General features: G+C 65.0%; 17 protein-coding genes. 7 read left to right on the top strand and 10 right to left on the bottom strand.

The window, feature by feature from the left end; translation table 11 throughout:
* Positions 1 to 200 precede the first annotated feature (200 nt).
* From ABIB24_RS21005 to cbiE, 3 genes are read right to left on the bottom strand one after another with little or no spacing between them, the layout of a single operon-like run.
* Positions 201 to 926, bottom strand: coding sequence for a cobalt-precorrin-6A reductase (locus tag ABIB24_RS21005; protein ID WP_354317126.1), 726 nt, complete (start codon positions 924 to 926; stop codon positions 201 to 203).
* Positions 923 to 2,017 (bottom strand): cobalt-precorrin-5B (C(1))-methyltransferase, encoded by a 1,095-nt coding sequence (locus tag ABIB24_RS21000; RefSeq protein ID WP_274078588.1) that lies wholly within the window; start codon positions 2,015 to 2,017, stop codon positions 923 to 925. Before ABIB24_RS21000 ends, ABIB24_RS21005 begins: the two co-directional genes overlap by 4 nt.
* Entirely contained in the window at positions 2,010 to 3,221 is a 1,212-nt protein-coding gene (gene cbiE, locus ABIB24_RS20995) for a precorrin-6y C5,15-methyltransferase (decarboxylating) subunit CbiE (RefSeq protein ID WP_354317125.1), read from the bottom strand. Before cbiE ends, ABIB24_RS21000 begins: the two co-directional genes overlap by 8 nt.
* 227 nt (positions 3,222 to 3,448) lie before the next feature.
* Here cbiE and cobG point away from each other — a divergent pair, with 227 nt between their 5' ends.
* The 7 genes from cobG to ABIB24_RS20960 all read left to right on the top strand — a co-directional run bounded on the left by cobG (position 3,449) and on the right by ABIB24_RS20960 (position 9,942).
* The gene (gene cobG / locus ABIB24_RS20990) at positions 3,449 to 4,780 is read left to right on the top strand and encodes a precorrin-3B synthase (protein WP_274078590.1); all 1,332 of its coding nucleotides are present in this window, start codon (positions 3,449 to 3,451) and stop codon (positions 4,778 to 4,780) included.
* Entirely contained in the window at positions 4,773 to 5,399 is a 627-nt protein-coding gene (locus ABIB24_RS20985; RefSeq protein ID WP_233689463.1) for a precorrin-8X methylmutase, read from the top strand. Before cobG ends, ABIB24_RS20985 begins: the two co-directional genes overlap by 8 nt.
* Positions 5,396 to 6,130, top strand: a complete 735-nt coding sequence (locus ABIB24_RS20980; RefSeq protein WP_016712210.1) for a precorrin-2 C(20)-methyltransferase — start codon at positions 5,396 to 5,398, stop codon at positions 6,128 to 6,130. The genes ABIB24_RS20985 and ABIB24_RS20980 overlap by 4 nt, the downstream gene beginning before the upstream one ends.
* Positions 6,118 to 7,815: a precorrin-3B C(17)-methyltransferase gene (gene cobJ / locus ABIB24_RS20975; RefSeq protein ID WP_354317124.1), complete on the top strand. Its 1,698-nt coding sequence runs from the start codon at positions 6,118 to 6,120 to the stop codon at positions 7,813 to 7,815. Before ABIB24_RS20980 ends, cobJ begins: the two co-directional genes overlap by 13 nt.
* 93 nt (positions 7,816 to 7,908) lie before the next feature.
* Positions 7,909 to 8,589, top strand: a complete 681-nt coding sequence (locus ABIB24_RS20970; protein ID WP_025340786.1) for a hypothetical protein — start codon at positions 7,909 to 7,911, stop codon at positions 8,587 to 8,589.
* A gap of 56 nt (positions 8,590 to 8,645) precedes the next feature.
* The gene (locus ABIB24_RS20965; protein ID WP_274078592.1) at positions 8,646 to 9,326 is read left to right on the top strand and encodes a hypothetical protein; all 681 of its coding nucleotides are present in this window, start codon (positions 8,646 to 8,648) and stop codon (positions 9,324 to 9,326) included.
* Entirely contained in the window at positions 9,319 to 9,942 is a 624-nt protein-coding gene (locus tag ABIB24_RS20960; RefSeq protein ID WP_274078594.1) for a hypothetical protein, read from the top strand. Before ABIB24_RS20965 ends, ABIB24_RS20960 begins: the two co-directional genes overlap by 8 nt.
* On the opposite strand, the gene tspR is transcribed toward ABIB24_RS20960, so the two are convergent.
* The 7 genes from tspR to ABIB24_RS20925 form a co-directional block, all read right to left on the bottom strand.
* On the bottom strand, positions 9,939 to 10,535 hold the full coding sequence (gene tspR / locus ABIB24_RS20955; protein ID WP_025340783.1) for a type III secretion system genes modulator TspR: 597 nt from the start codon (positions 10,533 to 10,535) through the stop codon (positions 9,939 to 9,941). The two genes, ABIB24_RS20960 and tspR, sit on opposite strands and share 4 nt — an antisense overlap.
* Before the next feature lie 177 nt (positions 10,536 to 10,712).
* Positions 10,713 to 13,484, bottom strand: coding sequence for a hybrid sensor histidine kinase/response regulator (locus ABIB24_RS20950; protein ID WP_025340782.1), 2,772 nt, complete (start codon positions 13,482 to 13,484; stop codon positions 10,713 to 10,715).
* A 144-nt stretch (positions 13,485 to 13,628) separates the two neighbouring features.
* Entirely contained in the window at positions 13,629 to 14,924 is a 1,296-nt protein-coding gene (gene purD, locus ABIB24_RS20945) for a phosphoribosylamine--glycine ligase (RefSeq protein ID WP_137162487.1), read from the bottom strand.
* A 182-nt stretch (positions 14,925 to 15,106) separates the two neighbouring features.
* Positions 15,107 to 16,714, bottom strand: a complete 1,608-nt coding sequence (gene purH, locus ABIB24_RS20940) for a bifunctional phosphoribosylaminoimidazolecarboxamide formyltransferase/IMP cyclohydrolase (RefSeq protein WP_075046491.1) — start codon at positions 16,712 to 16,714, stop codon at positions 15,107 to 15,109.
* 81 nt (positions 16,715 to 16,795) lie between these two features.
* Positions 16,796 to 17,116: a DNA-binding transcriptional regulator Fis gene (gene fis / locus ABIB24_RS20935; RefSeq protein ID WP_012274390.1), complete on the bottom strand. Its 321-nt coding sequence runs from the start codon at positions 17,114 to 17,116 to the stop codon at positions 16,796 to 16,798.
* On the bottom strand, positions 17,113 to 18,126 hold the full coding sequence (gene dusB / locus ABIB24_RS20930; protein WP_046613238.1) for a tRNA dihydrouridine synthase DusB: 1,014 nt from the start codon (positions 18,124 to 18,126) through the stop codon (positions 17,113 to 17,115). Before dusB ends, fis begins: the two co-directional genes overlap by 4 nt.
* Positions 18,127 to 18,381: 255 nt before the next feature.
* Positions 18,382 to 19,743, bottom strand: coding sequence for a DUF3426 domain-containing protein (locus tag ABIB24_RS20925; RefSeq protein ID WP_274078595.1), 1,362 nt, complete (start codon positions 19,741 to 19,743; stop codon positions 18,382 to 18,384).
* Positions 19,744 to 19,771 lie beyond the last annotated feature (28 nt).

The following is a 19,771-nucleotide window of genomic DNA, read 5'->3' as shown; positions in this document are numbered from 1 at the left end:
ATGGCCACTTCATGGTTTGCAAGAAAAGTCCGAAATGGCTGTAGGAGCAACTGTCTTGTGCAAATACATGAAAGTTGCCGCGTCCCCTGTGGGAGCGGGTTCACCCGCGAACACCGGCGAAGCCGGTGCCATGCACCGCGTTGATTTCTTCGCGGGTAAACCCGCTCCCGTAGGGATCTGCGGTGCGCTTACGGTATTTGTTATCCGCGCAGGTCGAGTGCCGCAGCCAGGTCGGCTGGCGAGTCGAATGCCCGGTCCACATCCGGCAAAGCCGGTCGCTTCAGGATCAGCACAGGTATCCCCAGCTCCCGCGCCACTTCCAGCTTCGGTTCGGTCGCCACGCTGCCGCTGTTCTTGCTGATCAGTACATCGATCTTGCGGCGCTGGAACAACGCCCGCTCATCCTCGATATGGAACGGCCCGCGCGCGCCAATCACTTCACAGCGATCGTTGCCAGGGCACGCCTCCAGCGCACGCAAGGTCCAGAACTGCTCCAGCGGTATCTCGTCCAGATGTTGCAGCGGCTCACGCCCCAGCGTGAACAATGGCCTGCGAAACGGCTTGAGTGCCTCGATCAACCCCGCCCAGTCCTCGACCTCGCGCCAGTCGTCCCCCGTTTGCGCCTGCCAGGCCGGGCGGCGCAAGGCCCAGCACGGGATACCGGCCATGCGTGCGGCGTTGGCCGCATTGCGGCTGATCTGTGCGGCATAGGGATGGGTAGCATCGATCAGCAACGTGATGCCTGCCTCGTGCAGGTAGTTGGCCAGCCCTTCGGCACCGCCAAAGCCGCCGACCCGAACCTGGCATTGCAGGTCCTGCGGCACCCGGCCGATGCCTGCCAGGCTGTAGACGTGCTGCGGGCCCAGGCGGCGAGCGATGGCCAGGGCTTCAGTGACGCCGCCCAGCAGCAGGATGCGCCCGTTCATTGCACACCCGCCCGGCCGACGATGCCACCCTGGCGGTCGATGGCGAACACCTCCACCTGCACCTGCGCTGGCACCACGCTGCGGGCGAAGGCCAGGGCGTGGGCGCAAACCGCGTCACCCAAGGGGATGCCGGCTGCATGGGCCAGTGCCAGGGCTTGCTGGCTGGTGTTGGCAGTAATGATCGATGCCTGCAGCGCCTCGTCGGCGCCGATGTCCGCTGCCCAGCCGGCCAGTTGCGGCAGGTCGATGCTGGAGTGGCGGCTGTGCAGGTCCATATGCCCGGCAGCCAGTTTGCTGATCTTGCCGAAACCGCCGCACAGAGTCAGGCGTGGCACCGGCACCTTGCGCAGGTGCTTGAGCACCGCACCGACGAAGTCGCCCATTTCGATCAGGGCTATTTCCGGCAGGCCATAGACGCGGCGCATGGTGTCTTCGCTGGCGTTGCCGGTGCATGCGGCGATATGCGTGTAGCCGTTGGTGTGGGCGACGTCGATGCCCTGGTGGATCGAGGCGATGTAGGCCGCGCAGGAAAACGGCCGCACGATGCCGCTGGTGCCGAGGATCGACAGCCCGCCGAGAATGCCCAGGCGCGGATTCATGGTCTTCAGGGCCAGTTGCTCGCCGCCCTGCACATTGACCGTGACCTCGAAGCCACCTGAGTAGCTGCATTCGTCCGCCAGGCGTTGCAGGTGTTCGCTGATCATGCGCCGTGGCACCGGGTTGATGGCCGGCTCACCCACCGCCAGCACCAGCCCCGGGCGGGTCACGGTGCCGACGCCGGTGCCGGCGACAAAACGGATGCCCGGTTCGGCCAGCAGGCGCACCTGGCTATAGAGCAGGGCGCCGTGGGTCACGTCCGGGTCGTCACCGGCGTCCTTGAGCGTGCCGGCTTCGGCACCTTGGCCGGTGAGGCGGCAGAACTCCAGGCGCATCTGCACCACCTTGCCCTTGGGCAGGGTGATGCTGACGGCGTCGCTGCTCTCGCCACCAAGCAGCAAGCGTGCTGCCGCCAGGCTGGTGGCGGTGGCGCAGCTGCCGGTGGTCAGGCCGCTGCGCAGGGGAGCGGGCTGTTCGCGGGTTTCTTCACGCATCGGCGGGTTTCACCACGTCCAGCAAGGTGATCGGCAGCGCCTGGCGCCAAGTGTCGAACGCGCCCAATGGCTGGGCATGGGCGACATGGATGCGGGTCAGCTCGCCGCCATGGCGTTCACGGAAATGCGCCAGGGCCAGTTCGCTTTGCAGGGTCACCGCATTGGCTACCAGCCGGCCGCCGGGGCGCAGGCTTGCCCAGCACAGGTCGAGCACACCTTCGCGGGTGACGCCGCCACCGATGAAGATCGCATCCGGTTGCTCCAGGCCTTCAAGCGCCGCCGGTGCCTTGCCGCGGACCAGTTGCAGGCCGGGTACACCCAGCGCATCACGGTTGTGTTCGATGAAGCCCTGGCGGCCTTCGTCGGCCTCGATGGCCAAGGCGCGGCAGGCCGGGTGGGCGCGCATCCATTCGATGCCGATCGAGCCGCAGCCGGCACCCACGTCCCACAGCAACTCGCCGGGCTGTGGTGCCAGGCGGGCCAGGGTGATGGCGCGGACATCGCGTTTGGTCAGCTGGCCGTCATGCCGGAAGGCGCTGTCCGGCAACCCGGCCAGCCGGTGCAGGCGCGGCGCCTCGGGCGTGGCCAGGCACTCGATGGCTACCAGGTTGAGCGCGGCGACGTCGCTGTGCGGCCAGCCCTGGGCGGTGCCGGCCAACTCACGTTCGTCCACGCCACCCAAGTGTTCGAAGACCCGCAGGCGGCTTGGCCCGAAGCCCCGCTCGCGCAGCTGCGTGGCAATTGTTGCCGGGCTGTCGCCGTCGTTGCTCAGCACCAGCAGGCGCACGCCGCTGTGCAGGTGGGCATTGAGCGCTGCCAGGGGCCGAGCGACCAGCGATACCACTTGTACGTCCTGCAGTGGCCAGCCCAGGCGGGCGGCGGCCAGGGCGCAGGAGGAGGGCATCGACAGCACGCGAATTTCAGCGGCGGGCAGTTGGCGCGCCAGGCTGGCGCCGACGCCGTAGAACATCGGGTCGCCGCTGGCCAGCACGCATACCGGCTCGCCGCGCAGGGCCAGTACCGGGGCCAGCGAGAACGGGCTTGGCCAGCCCAGCCGTTCGCCGACCACGCAGCGTGGCAGCAAAGCCAGCTGGCGCGGGCTGCCGAAGATCCGCGCAGCGCCCAGCAGCGCGCGCCGGGCCTGCTTGCCCAGGCCGCTGAAGCCGTCTTCGCCGATACCTACCACTGTCAGCCAGGGTGCCATGGATACCTCTTCAAGATCCTGGGGCTGCTGTGCAGCCCATCGCGACACAAGGCCGCTCCCACAGGGAGTGGTGATCCCTGTAGGAGCGGCCTTGTGTCGCGATGGGGTGCGTAGCGCCCCCAAAATTTCTGCTCAAACTCGAATGATGCTCGACCACCGGCTTTTCATGCCGCCGGACAAAGCAGGCATAATACCGCGCCTTCTACACTCAAGCGCATTTTCACAGATTGCCGGACGCCCCTTTGACACAGGCCCATGCCTCCCATGTATCGCCCCGTCCCTCGGCCTGCCCGGGGTTGTGGCGCATCGTCAGTGCCCGTGATGGCGGCATCTGCCGCATCAAGCTGCCGGGCGGCCTGCTGCTGGCCGACCAGGCCGATGCAGTGGCGGCGGCTGCCGAGCGTTTCGCCGGTGGCGTGATCGAGGCCACCAACCGCGGCAACCTGCAGATTCGCGGCATCGGCAGCGAGCATCGCGGCCTGGTCGAGACACTGCTCGCTGCCGGCCTGGGCCCACGTGATGCCGCCGGTGACGATGTGCGCAACCTGATGCTCAGCCCGCTGGCCGGGCATGACCCGGCGATGCTGCTGGACGCTCGGCCGCTGGCCGGGCAGATCCTCGATCTGCTGGAAGGCACCCCGCGTTTTCACCAGTTGTCGGCCAAGTTCGCCGTGCAGCTGGATGCCGGCGAAAACCTGGCCATGCTCGAACACCCCCATGACCTGTGGCTGTCGGCCCTGCGCCTGGGGCAGCAGACCTGGCTGGCGTTTGGCCTGGCGGGTTGCCCGGCAGACGGCCAGGTGCTCGGCGCGGTGCCGGCGGAACAAGGCCTGGCACTGGTGCGTGCGGTGCTGGAGCGCTTCCTCGACCTGGCCACCCCGGCACAGTCGCGCATGCGGCAGTTGCTCGAGGTGTGTTCGGCAACCGATTTCATCGACGGGCTCGGCCTGGCCCTCCGCCGCGATGCCGCTGTGCTCGCATGGCGGCGTGCACCCCGCAACGTCTCGTGGCTGGGCGTTCTGCCGCAGGCGCAGGGCGTCGCCTTGGGCGTTGCCCCGCCGCAGGGGCGCCTGACCCCGGCCATGCTGCGTGGCGCTGCGCGCGTTGCCCGTGAACATGGCGATGGCAGCCTGCGCCTGAGCCCCTGGCAAAGCCTGGTGCTGACCAACCTGCAAGCCCAACACATCGATCACGCCCAGGCCGGGTTGTCCGCACTGGGCCTGCTATGCCACGACCATGAGCCACTGGCACGCATAAGCGCCTGTACCGGCACCAGTGGCTGTGCCAAGGCCCTGGGCGAGACCAAGGCCGACGCCGTCACCCTGGCTGCACTGCTCGGCCCTGGCGTGCCCGGCAGCGTGCACTTGTCCGGTTGCCCCCGATCCTGCGCCGTGGCCCATGTTGCCCCGGCCACCCTGCTGGCCCGCGCGCCGGGCCGTTACGACCTGTACCTGCGTGATGCGCGCCTGCCGGGCTTCGGCGCCCTGCGCGCCACCGACCTTACCTTGAATGAAGCAGGCGCCATGCTCGACCTGCCGACGGAGCACCTTGATGATTGACTACATCCGCGATGGTCAGGAGATCTATCGCAATTCCTTCCGGATCATCCGCGAGGAAGCCCGACTCGAGCGGATCCCCGCAGACCTCGAAAAGCTCGCCGTGCGCGTGATCCACGCCTGTGGCATGGTCGACGCCATCGATGGCCTGCAGTTCTCCGAAGGCGCCGGCCGGGCCGGGCGCGAGGCGTTGCTGAATGGCGCGCCGATCCTGTGTGATGCGCACATGGTCGCCGAAGGCATTACCCGCGCCCGCCTGCCCGCCGACAACAAGGTCATCTGCACCCTGCGCGACCCGAGCGTACCGGGCCTGGCGAAAGACGCCGGCAACACCCGTTCCGCCGTGGCCCTGGAGTTGTGGCGACCGTACCTGGAAGGCAGTGTGGTGGTGATCGGCAACGCGCCTACCGCGCTGTTCTACCTGCTGGAAATGCTCGACGCCGGCGCCCCGAAACCAGCACTGATCCTCGGCTTCCCGGTCGGCTTCGTCGGTGCCGCCGAGTCCAAGGCGATGCTCGCCGCCAACAGCCGTGGCGTGCCGTTCGTGATCATGCAGGGCCGCCTGGGCGGCAGCGCGATGGCCGCCGCTGCGGTCAACGCCCTCGCCACGGAGGTGGAATGATGGCGCCGCGTGGACGTCTGCTGGGCCTGGGCGTGGGCCCTGGCGACCCTGAACTGATTACCCTCAAGGCCCTGCGCCTGCTGCGTGAAGCGCCCGTGGTCGGCTACTTCGTGGCCAAGGGCAAGCGCGGCAACGCCTTCGGCATCATCGAGGCGCACCTGCAGCCCGAGCAGACCTTGCTGCCGCTGGTCTACCCGGTAACCACCGAAGCGCTGCCAGCGCCGCTGTCCTATGAACAGGTGATCAGCGACTTCTACGACGAGGCCAGCGTGCAGGTAGCCGAGCACCTGGATGCCGGCCGCGACGTGGCGGTGATCTGTGAAGGCGACCCGTTCTTCTATGGTTCCTACATGTACCTGCACGACCGCCTGGCGCAGCGCTACGAGGCCGAAGTGATCCCCGGCGTCTGCTCGATGCTCGGTGGCGCCTCGGTACTGGGCGCGCCGCTGGTGTACCGCAACCAGAGCCTGTCGGTGCTGTCTGGCGTGTTGCCGGCCGAAGAGCTCAAGCGTCGCCTGGCCGACGCCGACGCGGCGGTGATCATGAAGCTTGGCCGCAACTTCCCCAAGGTGCGCGAAGTGCTGGCCGAACTGGGCCTGGACGGGCGCGCGCTGTATGTGGAGCGGGCGACCATGGCCAACCAGAAGATCGTGCCGCTGGACCAGGTCGACCCACAGTCGTCGCCGTACTTCTCGCTGATCATCGTGCCGGGTGAAAAATGGCAGGGCTGAGCATGCATCAGGCACCGGCGATCGTCATCCTTGGCCAGGGCAGCCTGGCCACGGCGCAGCGTATCCAGCAGTGTTATCCACAAGCATCGATCCATGGCCTGGAAGGCCGAGTCGAGGGTGCCGACCTTTGCTACACCGCGTTCGGCGATACCCTGCGTGGGCTGTACCAGCAGAACACACCGATCATCGCCCTGTGCGCGGCGGGTATCGTCATCCGCAGCCTGGCCAGCCTGCTCAGCGAGAAAGGTGTCGAACCAGCGGTACTGGCCGTGGCCGAAGACGGCAGTGCCGTAGTGCCGTTGCTCGGGGGCCTTGGCGGGGTGAACGTGATGGCGCGCGAAATCGCTGAAGCACTGGGCGTTGCTGCGGCCATCACCACCAGCGGCGAGCTGCGTTTCGGCACCTGTCTGCTGAACCCGCCACAGGGCTATGCGCTGGCGGATATCGAGCAAGGCAAGCGCTTTGTCTCCGACCTGCTGGCTGGCGAGGCGGTGCGCATCGAAGGTGACGCGCCGTGGCTGCAACAGGCGCAGTTGCCTGCCAGCGAGGCGGCTCGGCGTACCATCCATGTGGGGCACCAGGCGCGCCCGGCCAGCCGCGACGAGCTGCTGATCCACCCGCGTTCGGTGGTAGTGGGTGTTGCTGGCGGCAGCCTGGCCAGTATCCGTGCGGCATTGCAGCAGGCCGGCATCGCCGAGCCTGCAGTGGCCTGCCTGCTGGCCGACGAGCAAGCCATGGCCGACAGCGCCCTGCACGAGGCCGCACAGGCCCTGGGGGTTGCCTTGCGCTTTGCTGCCAGGACGCATGATCTGGCCGGGATGGTTGCTGCGGCATTGCCTGCTGCGCAGCTGATCGAGGTGGCAGACGTGGTCATCGCGGTGGCGCCTGCCCCGGTCGAGGTGGCGCAGATCGGTCGTCGTCGGGGTCGCCTGGCGGTCATCGGCCTGGGGCCAGGTGCAGCCGAGCTGATGGTGCCGGCGGTCAAGGCCGAGCTGGAGCGGGCCGAGGATGTGCTCGGTTACGAAACCTACGTGCGCATGGCCGGCCCGTTCCGTGACGACCAGGTGCTGCACTGCACCGACAACCGTGAAGAGATGCAGCGTGCCCGGCATGCCTTCGAACTGGCAGCCCAGGGCCGTTCGGTGGTGGTGGTGTCGTCGGGTGACCCGGGTGTGTTCGCCATGGCAGCTGCGGTACTTGAAGCGCTGCACGAGTCTACGGACCCGGCCTGGCACCGGGTGGATCTCGAGATCCTGCCGGGGGTGTCGGCCTCGCTCGCGACCGCCGCCCAGGCGGGTGCGCCGCTGGGGCATGACTTCTGCGTGATGTCGCTGTCGGACAACCTCAAGCCGTGGTCGATCATTGAAAAGCGCCTGGACCTGGCGGCGCAGGCCGACCTGGTGCTGGCGTTCTACAACCCGATTTCCAAGGCAAGGCCGCACCAGCTCGGGGTAGCGCTGGAGGTCGTGCGTCGGCATCGCGAGGGGAACACGCCTGTAGTCCTTGGCCGTGACATCGGTAGGCCGGGGCAGACGCTGAAGGTCGTCACATTGGCCGAGCTGCTGCCGGAAATGGTCGACATGCGCACCATGGTGCTGGTGGGATCATCTACAACCTGCGTGTTTCCTCGCCTCTCGGGTGGGGTGTGGGCCTACACGCCGCGTTGGTACCCGTCGGCCAACTAGTTGCACCGGAAACCCTTCAGCGCGCTGCATCGTGGGCGCGCTGGCTAAGGTGGTTGCCCCTGACTCAAGGGGCAACCATCTAGGAGTTTCCACATGTCCGAAGAAACACAAGTCACTACCACTGACGCGGCCATTCTAGTCGAAGGCAACCTGCTGGCCTGCGGCGCAGGCATGTCTTCGCAAAGCCGTCATGACGTAAAGAATGCCTTCCACTTTGCCACCTTGGTGGCTGACAAATCCTTCGATGCCGAAAAGCAGAGCAGGGAGTGGTACGAGCGGTTCATCGATGTCATGCGTGATCTTGGCTTTACCATCCCCAAGCGTAGTTTCGAACTGGAAACCTCGGCGGAACTGTCTGTCACCGTAGGCGCTGTAGCTGTACGGGCGATCGGTGTGGTGGGGAATGCAATGCTGGGGGGTACCAAGTTGGGTGAGCTGGCCAAGATGGCCTTCGACAAACTGACTACCGTCGAAAATGACGCCAAGGTGCTCGACCACAAACGCAAGAACAAGGCCAGGGGCATGGTCGGCATGGCGGCCTGCATCGAAACCGATAACAACGATGTGGTCATGGTGGTGAGTTGCATCCAGGCGTCTGCCCCGCAGCTGGATGATGACATCCTGGGTATCCAGTGGAAGCTGGACAAGACCCACTACTACGCCGGCACGGCTGTGCTTACTCTCAACACCTTCGTCTACGACAAAATCCGCGAAACCGTGGAAAACAAACTCGGCGTGCGCAGTGTCGAGAACATTCTCCAGTACGACATCTGATCGCAGGGCGGCGTTGCAACGCCGCCTTGTTCGGGTCTTTGTGACGAGGCAACACAATGGATAGAGCAGCTGAACAACTCATGTTGATTGGCGGAACGGCATTACTGTATCGCGCAGACACTGGCCAGATTCAGCGTCAGGCTGCCTTCGACTCCATCCTTTACGCCCAGTTGGTGGCCAACAGGAATGCGGGGTCACGCTTTGACAACTATGAAGCCTGGTATGACGCCTATCGCGAGGCATATCGGCAACTGGGCTGGATCAAGCTGGCCAGTACGCATGACCTGAAACAGTTGGGGCAACCCGCGCGCAGCGCGCAGATACAGCCGCTCGAGGCGTGGCTGAAGATGCGCTCGATCCGTCATGAGGCCGTGCTGGCTGCAGTAAGAAGCGGCCTGGGCCGATCGATCGAAGGTTTTCGCCACCAGCTGAAGTTCAGCACGCAGGGTTCGCAGCTGGTGATCGAGCTTGGGCTGCTCAAGCCGGGGCCGGCGCTTGACCTTTGCAGTATCACCCTGCAATTCGACAAGCCGATCGCCGGCATCTCTCAGGACATGCTGCTGGTCGAAAAGGCGCTGGAGGGCGAAGCCAGGTTCAATGGCGTTTCCTTGCTGCTGGATAACGGGCGTTTCCAACGTCAGCGAGATGAACTGCAGGCATTGATGAAAACCAAGGATGCACTGGGGGAGTATCGGTTCGACCCTCATGCACCAGTAACAGGAGCACAACATGAGTGAAGCCATATCTGCTGTGATCGGCGCAGGGATTGTTTCGTTTCTGCCGGGTATTTCCACTGCGCAGAAAAACAAAGTGCGGCTTGCCCTGGCGATGGCTGAGCGGGCCACCGAAACGGCTTACAAGGAAGGGCTGATCCAGGACTGGTTGGCCTACTACCGCAACCAGCTGAAATTCATGGGCTGGGACGCAGTTACTGCCGAGCAGGTGCACTGGCCTGAGGAGGGCCGGGTCAGGCAAACCGACAAGGTGCTTGAAACCATTGCCGCAACCGCCGGCGATCATTTTGCCTCGGCAAGTGGTCAGTCCATGCGCAAGCTGTTGACCAAGCCGCCGGTTCTGCAATCGCTTGAGCGCTGTGCCTATGAGCGGCAGCATTTTCAATTGCTGCCCTGCGCGCCTGCAGGGGCGAATCGTGTCGACATGGTGCTGTATCACGAAACGGATAATCGTTCGGCGTTCCGGGCAGGCTTCATCAGCCACAAGCGCAGCCTCAAGAATGTGCGAGCGGAGTTGATACGCTTCAACATCCTGGCTTTCGAGCAGAGTTTCTTGCCCAAGGTGCAGGACCGCGTCGTGCAGGTTTCCTTGAAGCGCATACTGGATTTCGACATCTAGGGCGCGAGGTAGCCTTTGATGCCTGTGAAGATGATTTGTGCAGCCAGGGCGCAGACGAACAGCCCCATCAGGCGGCTGACGATCTGCAGGCCCTGGTCGCCGAGGATGCGCTCGATACGGTGCGACAGGTACAGCACCAGGCCCACGGTGAAGCAGGCCAGGGCGATGCTGATGATGGCCAGCAGCTTGTCGTCCCAGTGCGGGTGGCCGACGCCCATTACCAGCAGTGCACCGATGGTGCCGGGGCCGACGGTCAGCGGGATGGTCAGCGGCACGATGGTGACATCCTGCTGCACGTTGTCGGCCTGTACCGCGGACTTGCCTTGGGCCATGCCCAGGGCCGAGATGAACAGCACGCTGCCGGCGCCGATGCGGAAGGCGTCGGCGGTGATGCCGAAAATGCCGAAGATCGCCCGCCCGAACAGGTACAGCAGGACACTGGAGATCAGCGCGGCGATGGCCACCTTCCATGCCAGCTGCTTGCGCTCCTTGCTGGAGTGGCCGCGGGTCAGGCTGATGAAGCACGACAGCACGAAGAACGGGCTGTAGAGCACGAGCATTTTCAGGTAGACGCTGAACAACTCATGGAGCATGGGGGCTAGTCCAGGCAGTTATGGCTGGGCAGAGTTTATCAGCAGATTCTATTGATAGCCTGTGCCGGCCTCTTCGCGGGTGAACCCGCTCCCACAGGGATAGCATTGCCTTCAGGCCTTATGCAGTACCTGTGGGAGCGGGTTCACCCGCGAAGAGGCCGGCACAGGCGCCTCAGATCAGGAACTATGCACCGGATCCACCTTGGCTTCCCGGTGATTGGCCCAGTACTGGATCAGCTCTCGCAACTGCGACAGTTCCACCGGTTTGGCCATGTGCCCGTCCATGCCCGCCAGGCGGGCGCGTTCCTTGTGTTCGGCAAGTATGTGCGCGGTCAGTGCCACCACCGGGGTGCGCTGGCGCTGGTTGGCGGCTTCCCAGGCGCGCAGCTGCTGGGTGGCCGAGAAGCCGTCCAGTATCGGCATTTCGCAGTCCATCAGCACCAGGTCATAGCGCTGCGCCTTCATCGCCTGCAAGGCCTCTTCGCCATTGCTGGCGGTGTCGGGCTCGAGGTTGAGCTTGCCGAGCATGCCGCGGATCACCTTGGTCGAGATGCTGTTGTCCTCGGCGACCAGCACGCGGAAGTCGCCGGGCAGGTCCAGTGCCTGCGGGATGCCGGGCAAACTGGCTGGTATGGCTTGCTCGCGGCCGCGCTGGGCCAGTTCTTCGGCCAGGGTGGTTTTCAGCGTATAGCCCGCCACCGGCTTGGCGAGGATCCGCTTGACTCCGGCGTTACGCGCAATGACCTTGCTCGGCGCGTTGCTGATGCCGGTGAGCATCACCACCAGGATGTCGTGGTTCAGGCTCGGGTCTTCCTTGATCTTGGCGGCCAGCTGCATGCCGGTCATGCCTGGCATGTTCTGGTCCAGCAGCACGGCATCGAAGTAATCGCGCAGGTGGGCCTTGGTGCGCAGCAGGGCCAGGGCTTCCTTGCCCGACGGGACCGCGCTGACGTTCATGCCCCAGGCACTGCACTGCTGTACCAGCACCTTGCGGCAGGTGTCGTTGTCGTCCACCACCAGTACACGAGCATCGCGCAGCGGGCTGTCCAGGTCGGCCGGTGGCTGTTCCAGGCGCGAAGGGTCCAGCGGCAGCGTCAGCCACAGGGTGTTGCCCATGCCGGTGCTGCTCTTGATGCCGAACTCGCCCTGCATCAGGCCGATCAGCTGCTTGGCGATGACCAGCCCCAGGTGGCCGCCCAGCTTGTTGCTGGACAGGAAGTGGTGGCTGTGCAACTCGGCCTGCAACAGAGCTTCGCGGTCAGCGGCGGGCAACGGTTCGCCGCTGTCCTGCACGGCGATGCGCAGGCGCGGTACCTCGCCGCGCTGGTCCAGTGCCACTACCAGCAGGATCTCGCCCTGGTCGGTGTTTTTCAGGGCATTCTCCAGCAGGCTCGACAAGGCCTGGCGCAGGCGCGTCGGGTCGCCGCTGATCACCCGTGGTACCTGCGGCTGGGTGAAGCTGATCAGTTCGATGTTCTGCTGTTCGGCCTTGGCGCGGAAGATGTTCAGGCAATCTTCGATCAGGGCGTTGAGGTCGAACTGCACGTCATCGAGTTCGATCTGCCGGGATTCCAGCTTGGAAATGTCGAGAATCTCGTTGATCAGCGTGAGCAGTTCGTTGCCGGCGCTGTGAATGGTCTGCACGTAGTCGCGCTGCTTGACCGACAGCGGCGTGCCCAGCAGCAGCTCGGTCATGCCCAGCACGCCGTTCATGGGGGTGCGGATTTCGTGGCTGATCTTGGCCAGGAACTCGGCCTTGGCGTTGATTTCGGCATCGCTGGCGGCCAGGGCGCGGCTGGCGCTGAAGCGCTCTTCGCTCATGCGCCGCAGGCGTTCGCTGACTGCCAGGTTGAGCAGCAGGCCGCTGGCCACGGTCAGCCCCAGCAGGATGCACAGCAGCCAGGGCGTCGAGGTACGGGTCAGGCCCAGCAACGCTGGCAGCAGCACCAGCCCACCGAGGTTGAACACCACCATGGCCAGGCTGAACAGGCGTGCGGGGGCATAGCCCTTGTACCAGTGGTAGCTGCTGACCAGCAGCATGCTCACGCTGCCCAGGGCCATCAGGGCGTAGGTCATCAGGTTGAGGGGCAGGGTGTCGACGAACAGCAGCACCAACCCGCTCAACCCGACCACCAGCATCTCGCCCTGCAGCAGGCGGTTGAGCCGTGGCGAGTTGCATGGCGAGAAGAAATGCTGGGTGAAACACAGCCCGGCCAGCCCGGCCAGGACCAGCGTCAGGTATGCGGCGGGCGTCTGCGCGCTGTGCCACACGTGCCACCAGGGGCCGCTGAGGTTCAGCAGGATCAGGCCGCTGAGCAGCATCAGGCCGTGGTACAGCGCCAGGATCAGGGTGGTGCTGGAGCGGCTGTAGAGGAAGCGGATCAGGTTGTGCATGATCAGCATCACCAGGCCGCCGAACAGCATGCCGAACAGCAGTGGCTGGCGCTGGTCGGAGGCTGCCACGGCCGCAGGCTCCAGGCTGATGGCCGGGCGCAGCTGGTGCTCGGAAACCAGGCGCAGGTAGATATCCAGGGGTTGCTTGCTGTTGGGCAGGGGCAGTACATGGTCGCTGCCACGCAGGGTCGGGCTGGCATTGCCGGCCTGGCGCCCGTGGTGCAGCTGACGCAGAAGCTGGTCGCCCTCGAGGGCGTAGAGGTCCAGGCCAGAAAGGTCTGGGGCGAAAACCCGCAGCAGTTGTTCCTGCTCGCCGGGCTCCAGGCGGTAGTGCAGCCACAGGGCCTGTTCCGCAGGGGCGGCATCCAGGTCGGCGAGTACCAGCGGGCTGAACTGGTTGCGGTAACGCTCGGAGCGCACGTCGCTCAGTTGCAGGTTGGCCTGTTCGTCGAGCAGAACGGCCCAGCCTCCGTCATGTTCGGCCGCAGCCGGGAACATGCAGAGCAAGGTCAGCAAGCTGACGATCAGAGCTGAGGCAATCCGAAGCCGACGCACTACGAAATCCCTTCTTAGCCAAGGTGCCGGGTATTAACTATGCGCGGCGCGCCAAGTCGAAGGCAAGGCCCCTCGGGGCCCTGTCGACGAGCCGGATGCCGCAGGCGCAAGGTGCTGGAGCGCGCTGCGGCAGCCCGGTACAACTTACTGCTGGTGCTCACCGCGCTCGCGGGCGATGGCCCGGTAGCCGATGTCGGTGCGGTAGAAGCTGCCGTTCCAGCTTACTTCCTTGGCCAGGCGGTAAGCCTGCTGCTGCGCGTCGGCAACGGTGCTGCCCATGGCGGTGGCACACAGCACGCGGCCGCCGTTGGTGGTCACCTGGCCATCCTTGAGCGCAGTACCGGCGTGGAACACCTTGCCTTCGATCTTCGCGGCAGCGTCCAGGCCGTTGATCACGTCACCCTTGGCGTAGTCGCCCGGGTAGCCGCCGGCAGCCAGTACCACGCCCAGGCTCGGGCGCGGGTCCCACTGTGCTTCGACCTTGTCCAGCGCCTTGGCGAATGCGGCCTCGACCAGCAGCACCAGGCTCGACTCCAGGCGCAGCATGACTGGCTGGGTCTCAGGGTCGCCGAAGCGGCAGTTGAACTCGATGACCTTGGGGTTGCCCGCCTTGTCGATCATCAGGCCGGCGTAGAGGAAGCCGGTGTAGACGTTGCCTTCCTCGGCCATGCCGCGCACGGTCGGCCAGATCACCTGGTCCATCACGCGCTGGTGCACTTCGGCGGTGACCACCGGGGCAGGGGAGTAGGCACCCATGCCGCCGGTGTTCGGGCCGGTGTCCTGGTCGCCGACGCGCTTGTGGTCCTGGCTGGTGGCCATGGGCAGCACGTTCTGGCCGTCGACCATGACGATGAAGCTGGCTTCCTCGCCGTCGAGGAACTCCTCGATCACCACGCGGGAGCCCGCATCGCCGAAGGCGTTGCCGGCCAGCATGTCACGCACGGCGGCTTCGGCTTCTTCCAGGGTCATGGCGACGATCACGCCCTTGCCCGCGGCCAGGCCGTCGGCCTTGATCACGATCGGCGCGCCTTTTTCCTGCAGGTAGGCCAGCGCCGGTTCGATTTCGGTGAAGTTCTGGTAGTCGGCGGTCGGGATCTTGTGACGCGCCAGGAAGTCCTTGGTGAAGGCCTTGGAGCCTTCCAGCTGGGCCGCGCCCTTGGTCGGACCGAAGCAGTCCAGGCCGCGGCTGCGGAACAGGTCGACCACGCCGATGACCAGCGGTGCTTCCGGGCCGACGATGGTCAGGTCGACGTTCTTCTCGGCGAAGTCAGCCAGTTGCTCCAGGGCGCACACGTCGATGGCGACGTTCTCGCACTTGGCTTCAATGGCGGTGCCGGCGTTGCCCGGGGCAACGAAGACTTTCTCCACGCGTGGGTCCTGGGCGACTTTCCAGGCCAGGGCGTGCTCACGGCCGCCGCTGCCGATGATCAAAACTTTCATGTCAAAACCTCGAATTCTGTCTGGCCGATCCCGCTTCCTGTAGGAGCGGCCTTGTGTCGCGAAAGGGGCGCGTAGCGGCCCCAGGTTTTCAGCTTCGCAGCAGAAATTGCCGGGGCCGCCTTGCGGCCCTATCGCGACACAAGGCCGCTCCTACAAGGGCCGGCGATCGGCCCTGCATCTGTTTAGTGGCGGAAGTGGCGCATACCGGTGAAGACCATGGCGATGCCGGCTTCGTCAGCAGCAGCAATCACCTCGGCATCACGCATCGAACCACCCGGCTGGATCACGGCGCTGATACCCACTTTAGCCGCATTGTCGATGCCGTCACGGAACGGGAAGAACGCGTCCGACGCCATGACTGCGCCCTGCACCTGCAGGCCGGCATGCTCGGCCTTGATTGCAGCAATGCGCGCGGAGTTGACGCGGCTCATCTGGCCGGCGCCGACGCCGATGGTCTGGCGCTGCTTGGCGTAGACAATGGCGTTGGACTTGACGAACTTGGCCACTTTCCAGGCGAACACCAGGTCGTGGATCTCTTGCTCGGTCGGCGCGCGCTTGGTGACGATCTTCAGGTCATCGGCGGTGATCATGCCGATATCGCGGCTCTGCACCAGCAGGCCACCGTTGACACGCTTGAAGTCCCAACCGGCAGCGCGCTCGGCTGGCCACTCGCCGCATTCCAGCAGGCGTACGTTCTGCTTGGCTGCAACCACGTCGCGGGCAGCCTGGGAGATTTTCGGGGCGATGATCACTTCGACGAACTGGCGGTCGACGATGGCCTTGGCGGTTTCGCCGTCCAGCTCGCGGTTGAAGGCGATGATGCCGCCGAACGCCGACTCGGTGTCGGTGGCATAGGCCAGGTCGTAGGCCTTGCGGATGCCGCCTTCGTCTTCAGGTACCACGGCCACGCCGCATGGGTTGGCGTGCTTGACGATGACGCAGGCCGGCTTGACGAAGCTCTTCACGCACTCCAGTGCGGCGTCGGTGTCGGCCACGTTGTTGAACGACAGTTCCTTGCCCTGCAGCTGGATGGCGGTGGAAACGCTGGCTTCGCCTTTTTTCGCTTCCACGTAGAACGCCGCGCTCTGGTGCGGGTTCTCGCCGTAGCGCATTTCCTGGGCCTTGACGAACTGGCTGTTGAAGGTGCGCGGGAATTCGCTGCGGTCTTCAGTGCTCAGGGTCTCTTTGGCCTGATCGATGGTGCCCATGTAGTTGGCGATCATGCCGTCGTAGGCGGCGGTGTGCTCGAACGCCTTGAGCATCAGGTCGAAGCGCTGGGCGTAGGTCAGGCCACCGGCCTTGAGGCCTTCGACGATGCCGGCGTAGTCGCTGGCGTTGACCACGATGGCCACGTCCTTGTGGTTCTTGGCAGCCGAACGGACCATGGTCGGGCCGCCGATGTCGATGTTCTCGATGGCGGTCGGCAGATCACAGCCAGGCTTGGAAATGGTGGCTTCGAACGGGTAAAGGTTGACTGCTACCAGGTCGATCGGCTTGATGCCGTGCTCGTTCATGATGGCGTCGTCGGTGCCGCGACGGCCCAGGATGCCACCGTGGATTTTCGGGTGCAGGGTCTTGACCCGGCCATCCATCATTTCGGCGAAGCCGGTGTAGTCGGCCACTTCCACCGCGTTGACGCCGTTGTCCTTGAGCAGCTTGTAGGTGCCGCCGGTGGACAGGATCTCGACACCGAGCTGCTGCAGCTCACGGGCGAATTCGAGGATACCGGTCTTGTCGGAGACGCTGATCAGGGCGCGGCGGACTGGCAGGCGGGTAGTCTGGTCGGTCATTTCGGGTTCCAATAACGCGGTGGAGTCAGCAAAAAAGGCGCCTCTGTTCAGGGAGCCGCCTTTTCTGGTTGGGATTCTGGCTTACAACAAGTCGTACTGCTTGAGCTTCTTGCGCAGGGTGCCTCGGTTCAGCCCGAGCATCTCGCTGGCCTTGGTCTGGTTGCCCTTCACGTAGTTCATCACGCTTTCGAGCAGGGGCGCCTCGACTTCGGAGAGCACCAGGTTGTACACGTCCGTCACGGTCGCGCCTTCCAGGTGGGCGAAGTAGTTGTGCAGCGCCTTCTCGACGCTGTCGCGAAGGGTCTGGCCCTCTTCGCTCGGCGTGTTGAGGTGCTGTTTCAGGTTGGCGTTGTCGCTCACGGGCGTTGTTCCACTCACAAATGTCTCGGTCATCATCGTCATGCGGCCACCCCTTGTCCGTCCTCTGTCTCAAGGCTCTGTCGACGTTCGCTGAAAAACGCGCGAACGTTGGCGCACTGCGCTTGTGTGTCTTCCAAAGCGTTGAACCGGGAGCGAAACTCCTTGCCGCCGGGTCGTGTTGCCAGGTACCAGCCAACGTGCTTGCGGGCGATACGTACGCCCATCACATCGCCATAGAAGGCATGCAGCGCGGCCAGGTGCTCCAGCAGGATGCGTTCCACTTCGTCCAGCTGCGGCGCTGGCAGGTGTTCGCCAGTGCGCAGGTAATGCTCGATCTCGCGAAAGATCCATGGCCGCCCCTGGGCGGCCCGGCCGATCAACAGGCCGTCTACCCCGGTGGCGTCCAGCACCGCCCGGGCCTTTTCTGGCGAGGTGATATCGCCGTTGGCAAAAACCGGGATCGACACCGCCTGCTTGATGGCAGCGATGGTGTCGTATTCGGCTTCGCCGGTGTACAGGTCGGCGCGTGTGCGGCCATGCACCGCCAGCGCCTGGATGCCGGCCTGCTCGGCGATCCTCGCCACGTTCAGGCCGTTCTTGTTCGCCCGGTCCCAGCCGGTGCGGATCTTCAGGGTCACCGGGACGTCCACGGCGCCGACCACGGCGTGGAGAATCTCGCTGACCAAGGCTTCATCTCTCAATAAAGCAGAGCCTGCGGCTTTGTTGCAGACTTTTTTTGCCGGGCAGCCCATGTTGATATCAATGATCTGGGCGCCTGCTTCGACGTTGGCCTTTGCCGCCGCTGCCATCATCTGCGCATCACCACCGGCGATCTGTACCGAGCGTGGCTCGGGATCACCTTCATGGATGCGGCGCAGGCTCGACTTGCGGCTGTTCCACAGGCTCATGTCGCTGGAGACCATTTCCGACACCACCATGCCGGCGCCCAGGCGCTGGCAAAGTGTACGGAAAGGCTGGTCCGTGACCCCGGCCATGGGTGCGAGGATCAGGTTGTTACGTAGTGTGTATGGGCCGATGCGTACCGCCGACATAGGTGATCCCTGTTGTGGGGCCGAATCTTGGAGTTCGAAAAAGGGTTGGCATGATACCCGCTCTCGGTGACCGGATAAAGATGGATTTGGATAAAATCTGAACAGTTGTCGGCTTATGACATTTGGTATGGGGGACGGATCCAGGACCTTGCGCGGCCCCTGTGGGAGCGGGCGTGCCCGCGAAGCAGGCGGCGCAATGGCTGGCACGGGCTTCGCCCGTGTTCGCGGGCACGCCCGCTTCCACAGGGTTGGTGGTTATTCCGGCGAGCGGAAGCTCAGGCTGTAATTGACGGCCTTCGGCCCCGGGTCGAGGATGTCCAGGGCGATGTGGATCGGAGTCTGGCTGGGCATTTCACCGCGCCCGGCCAGTTCGCCGGACAGGTACTCGCTGGGCTTGAAGCGCCGGCTGGCGATCAGCTGGCCATTGAGGTCTGCGAAGCGCAGTTCCAGCAGCGGGAACGGCTGGGCGAACGGCGCGCGGTTGTAGATGATCGCATCGACGATCAGTGCGCCCTTGAAGTCCGGGTGGCTGCGTACTACCAGGTTGCTGCTCTTGATTCGGGCGATATCGACGCGGGTCGGCACTTCGCAGCCGACCAACGGGCAGACTTGCTGGAAGAGCGGCCGGTACTGGTCCTGGCGGGCCATTTCATCGAAGTGGAACCACACGTACTGGAACGCCAGCAAGCCAGCGGCCAGCAGGGTCAGGAAGCCCCACAGCAGGCGCTTGCCCCAGTTGGGTGCGGGCTTTTCCCAGCCCAGTTGCAGCGGGTCGTCGACCACGTCGACCAGCGGCTCCTTGCGCGCCGGGCGCTCGGCTTTGCCGGCAAGGCCTGGTTCCAGGCGTTCGCCGGGCAGCGGCTCGACAGGCTCGTCATCGCGCGCCGACAGGTGCAGCTCCAGCGGCTCGTCGTCGCGGGCGCTCAGGCCCTGTTCCGGGGCTTCATCATCGCTGGCACGCAGCGGTTCGTTGAATTCGGGGTGGTCATCGATTTCGACGGCACGGTGTACCGGTGGCTCGTCGTCGATGTCCAGGTCCAGATTGCCGCCTAACGTCGGCTCGGTACGCTCGCCAGGGGCGGGCTCCGGGTCCAGCTCCAAGGGCTCCGGCTCCCGCAGCACGGGCGCGGTTTCTATCGCCGGTTGCGGTTCGAACGGTTCATCGGTAGCCGTACCGAACAGGTCGTCGGCATGTTCGTCCGGGTGCAGTTCGTCACGCCGCGCCTGCAGGCCGTCATCCTGGCTGGCCGGGCGAGCCGTGGCCGGTTGGCCGCGGCGCTCCAGGCGCTCCAGTTCCATGTCGAGGTCGAGCGCGTCCAGCGCCTGGTTGGTGAGCGCCCAGTCCTCGTCCGGAGTGGTGCCGGGTTCGCTGGCGAGAGGCTCGGGTGCGATCACCGGTTCGGCCAGCGGCTCGGCAGGGGCGGCAGGCATCGGTGCCGGCACCACAGGTGCGCTGGCTCCGCCGGTGCGGTTCTGCTCCAGCAGCTGCTTGGCGGCGTTGAACACCTGCAGGCAGTGGCCGCAGCGCACTACACCGCGGGCCACGCTCAACTGGTGGTGGGTGACGCGAAAGCTGGTCTGGCAATGCGGGCACTGGGTGACGAAACTGTCGGTCATGCGGCAATCCGGGAGCTGTGCAGAAAAG

Origin of the sequence: Pseudomonas sp. UYEF17 (assembly GCF_040546125.1) — a bacterium.
In the GTDB taxonomy this organism is placed as follows: domain Bacteria; phylum Pseudomonadota; class Gammaproteobacteria; order Pseudomonadales; family Pseudomonadaceae; genus Aquipseudomonas; species Aquipseudomonas putida_Z.
The sequence above is the reverse complement of the archived record's forward strand: the minus strand, read 5'-3'. Positions and strand labels throughout refer to the sequence as shown.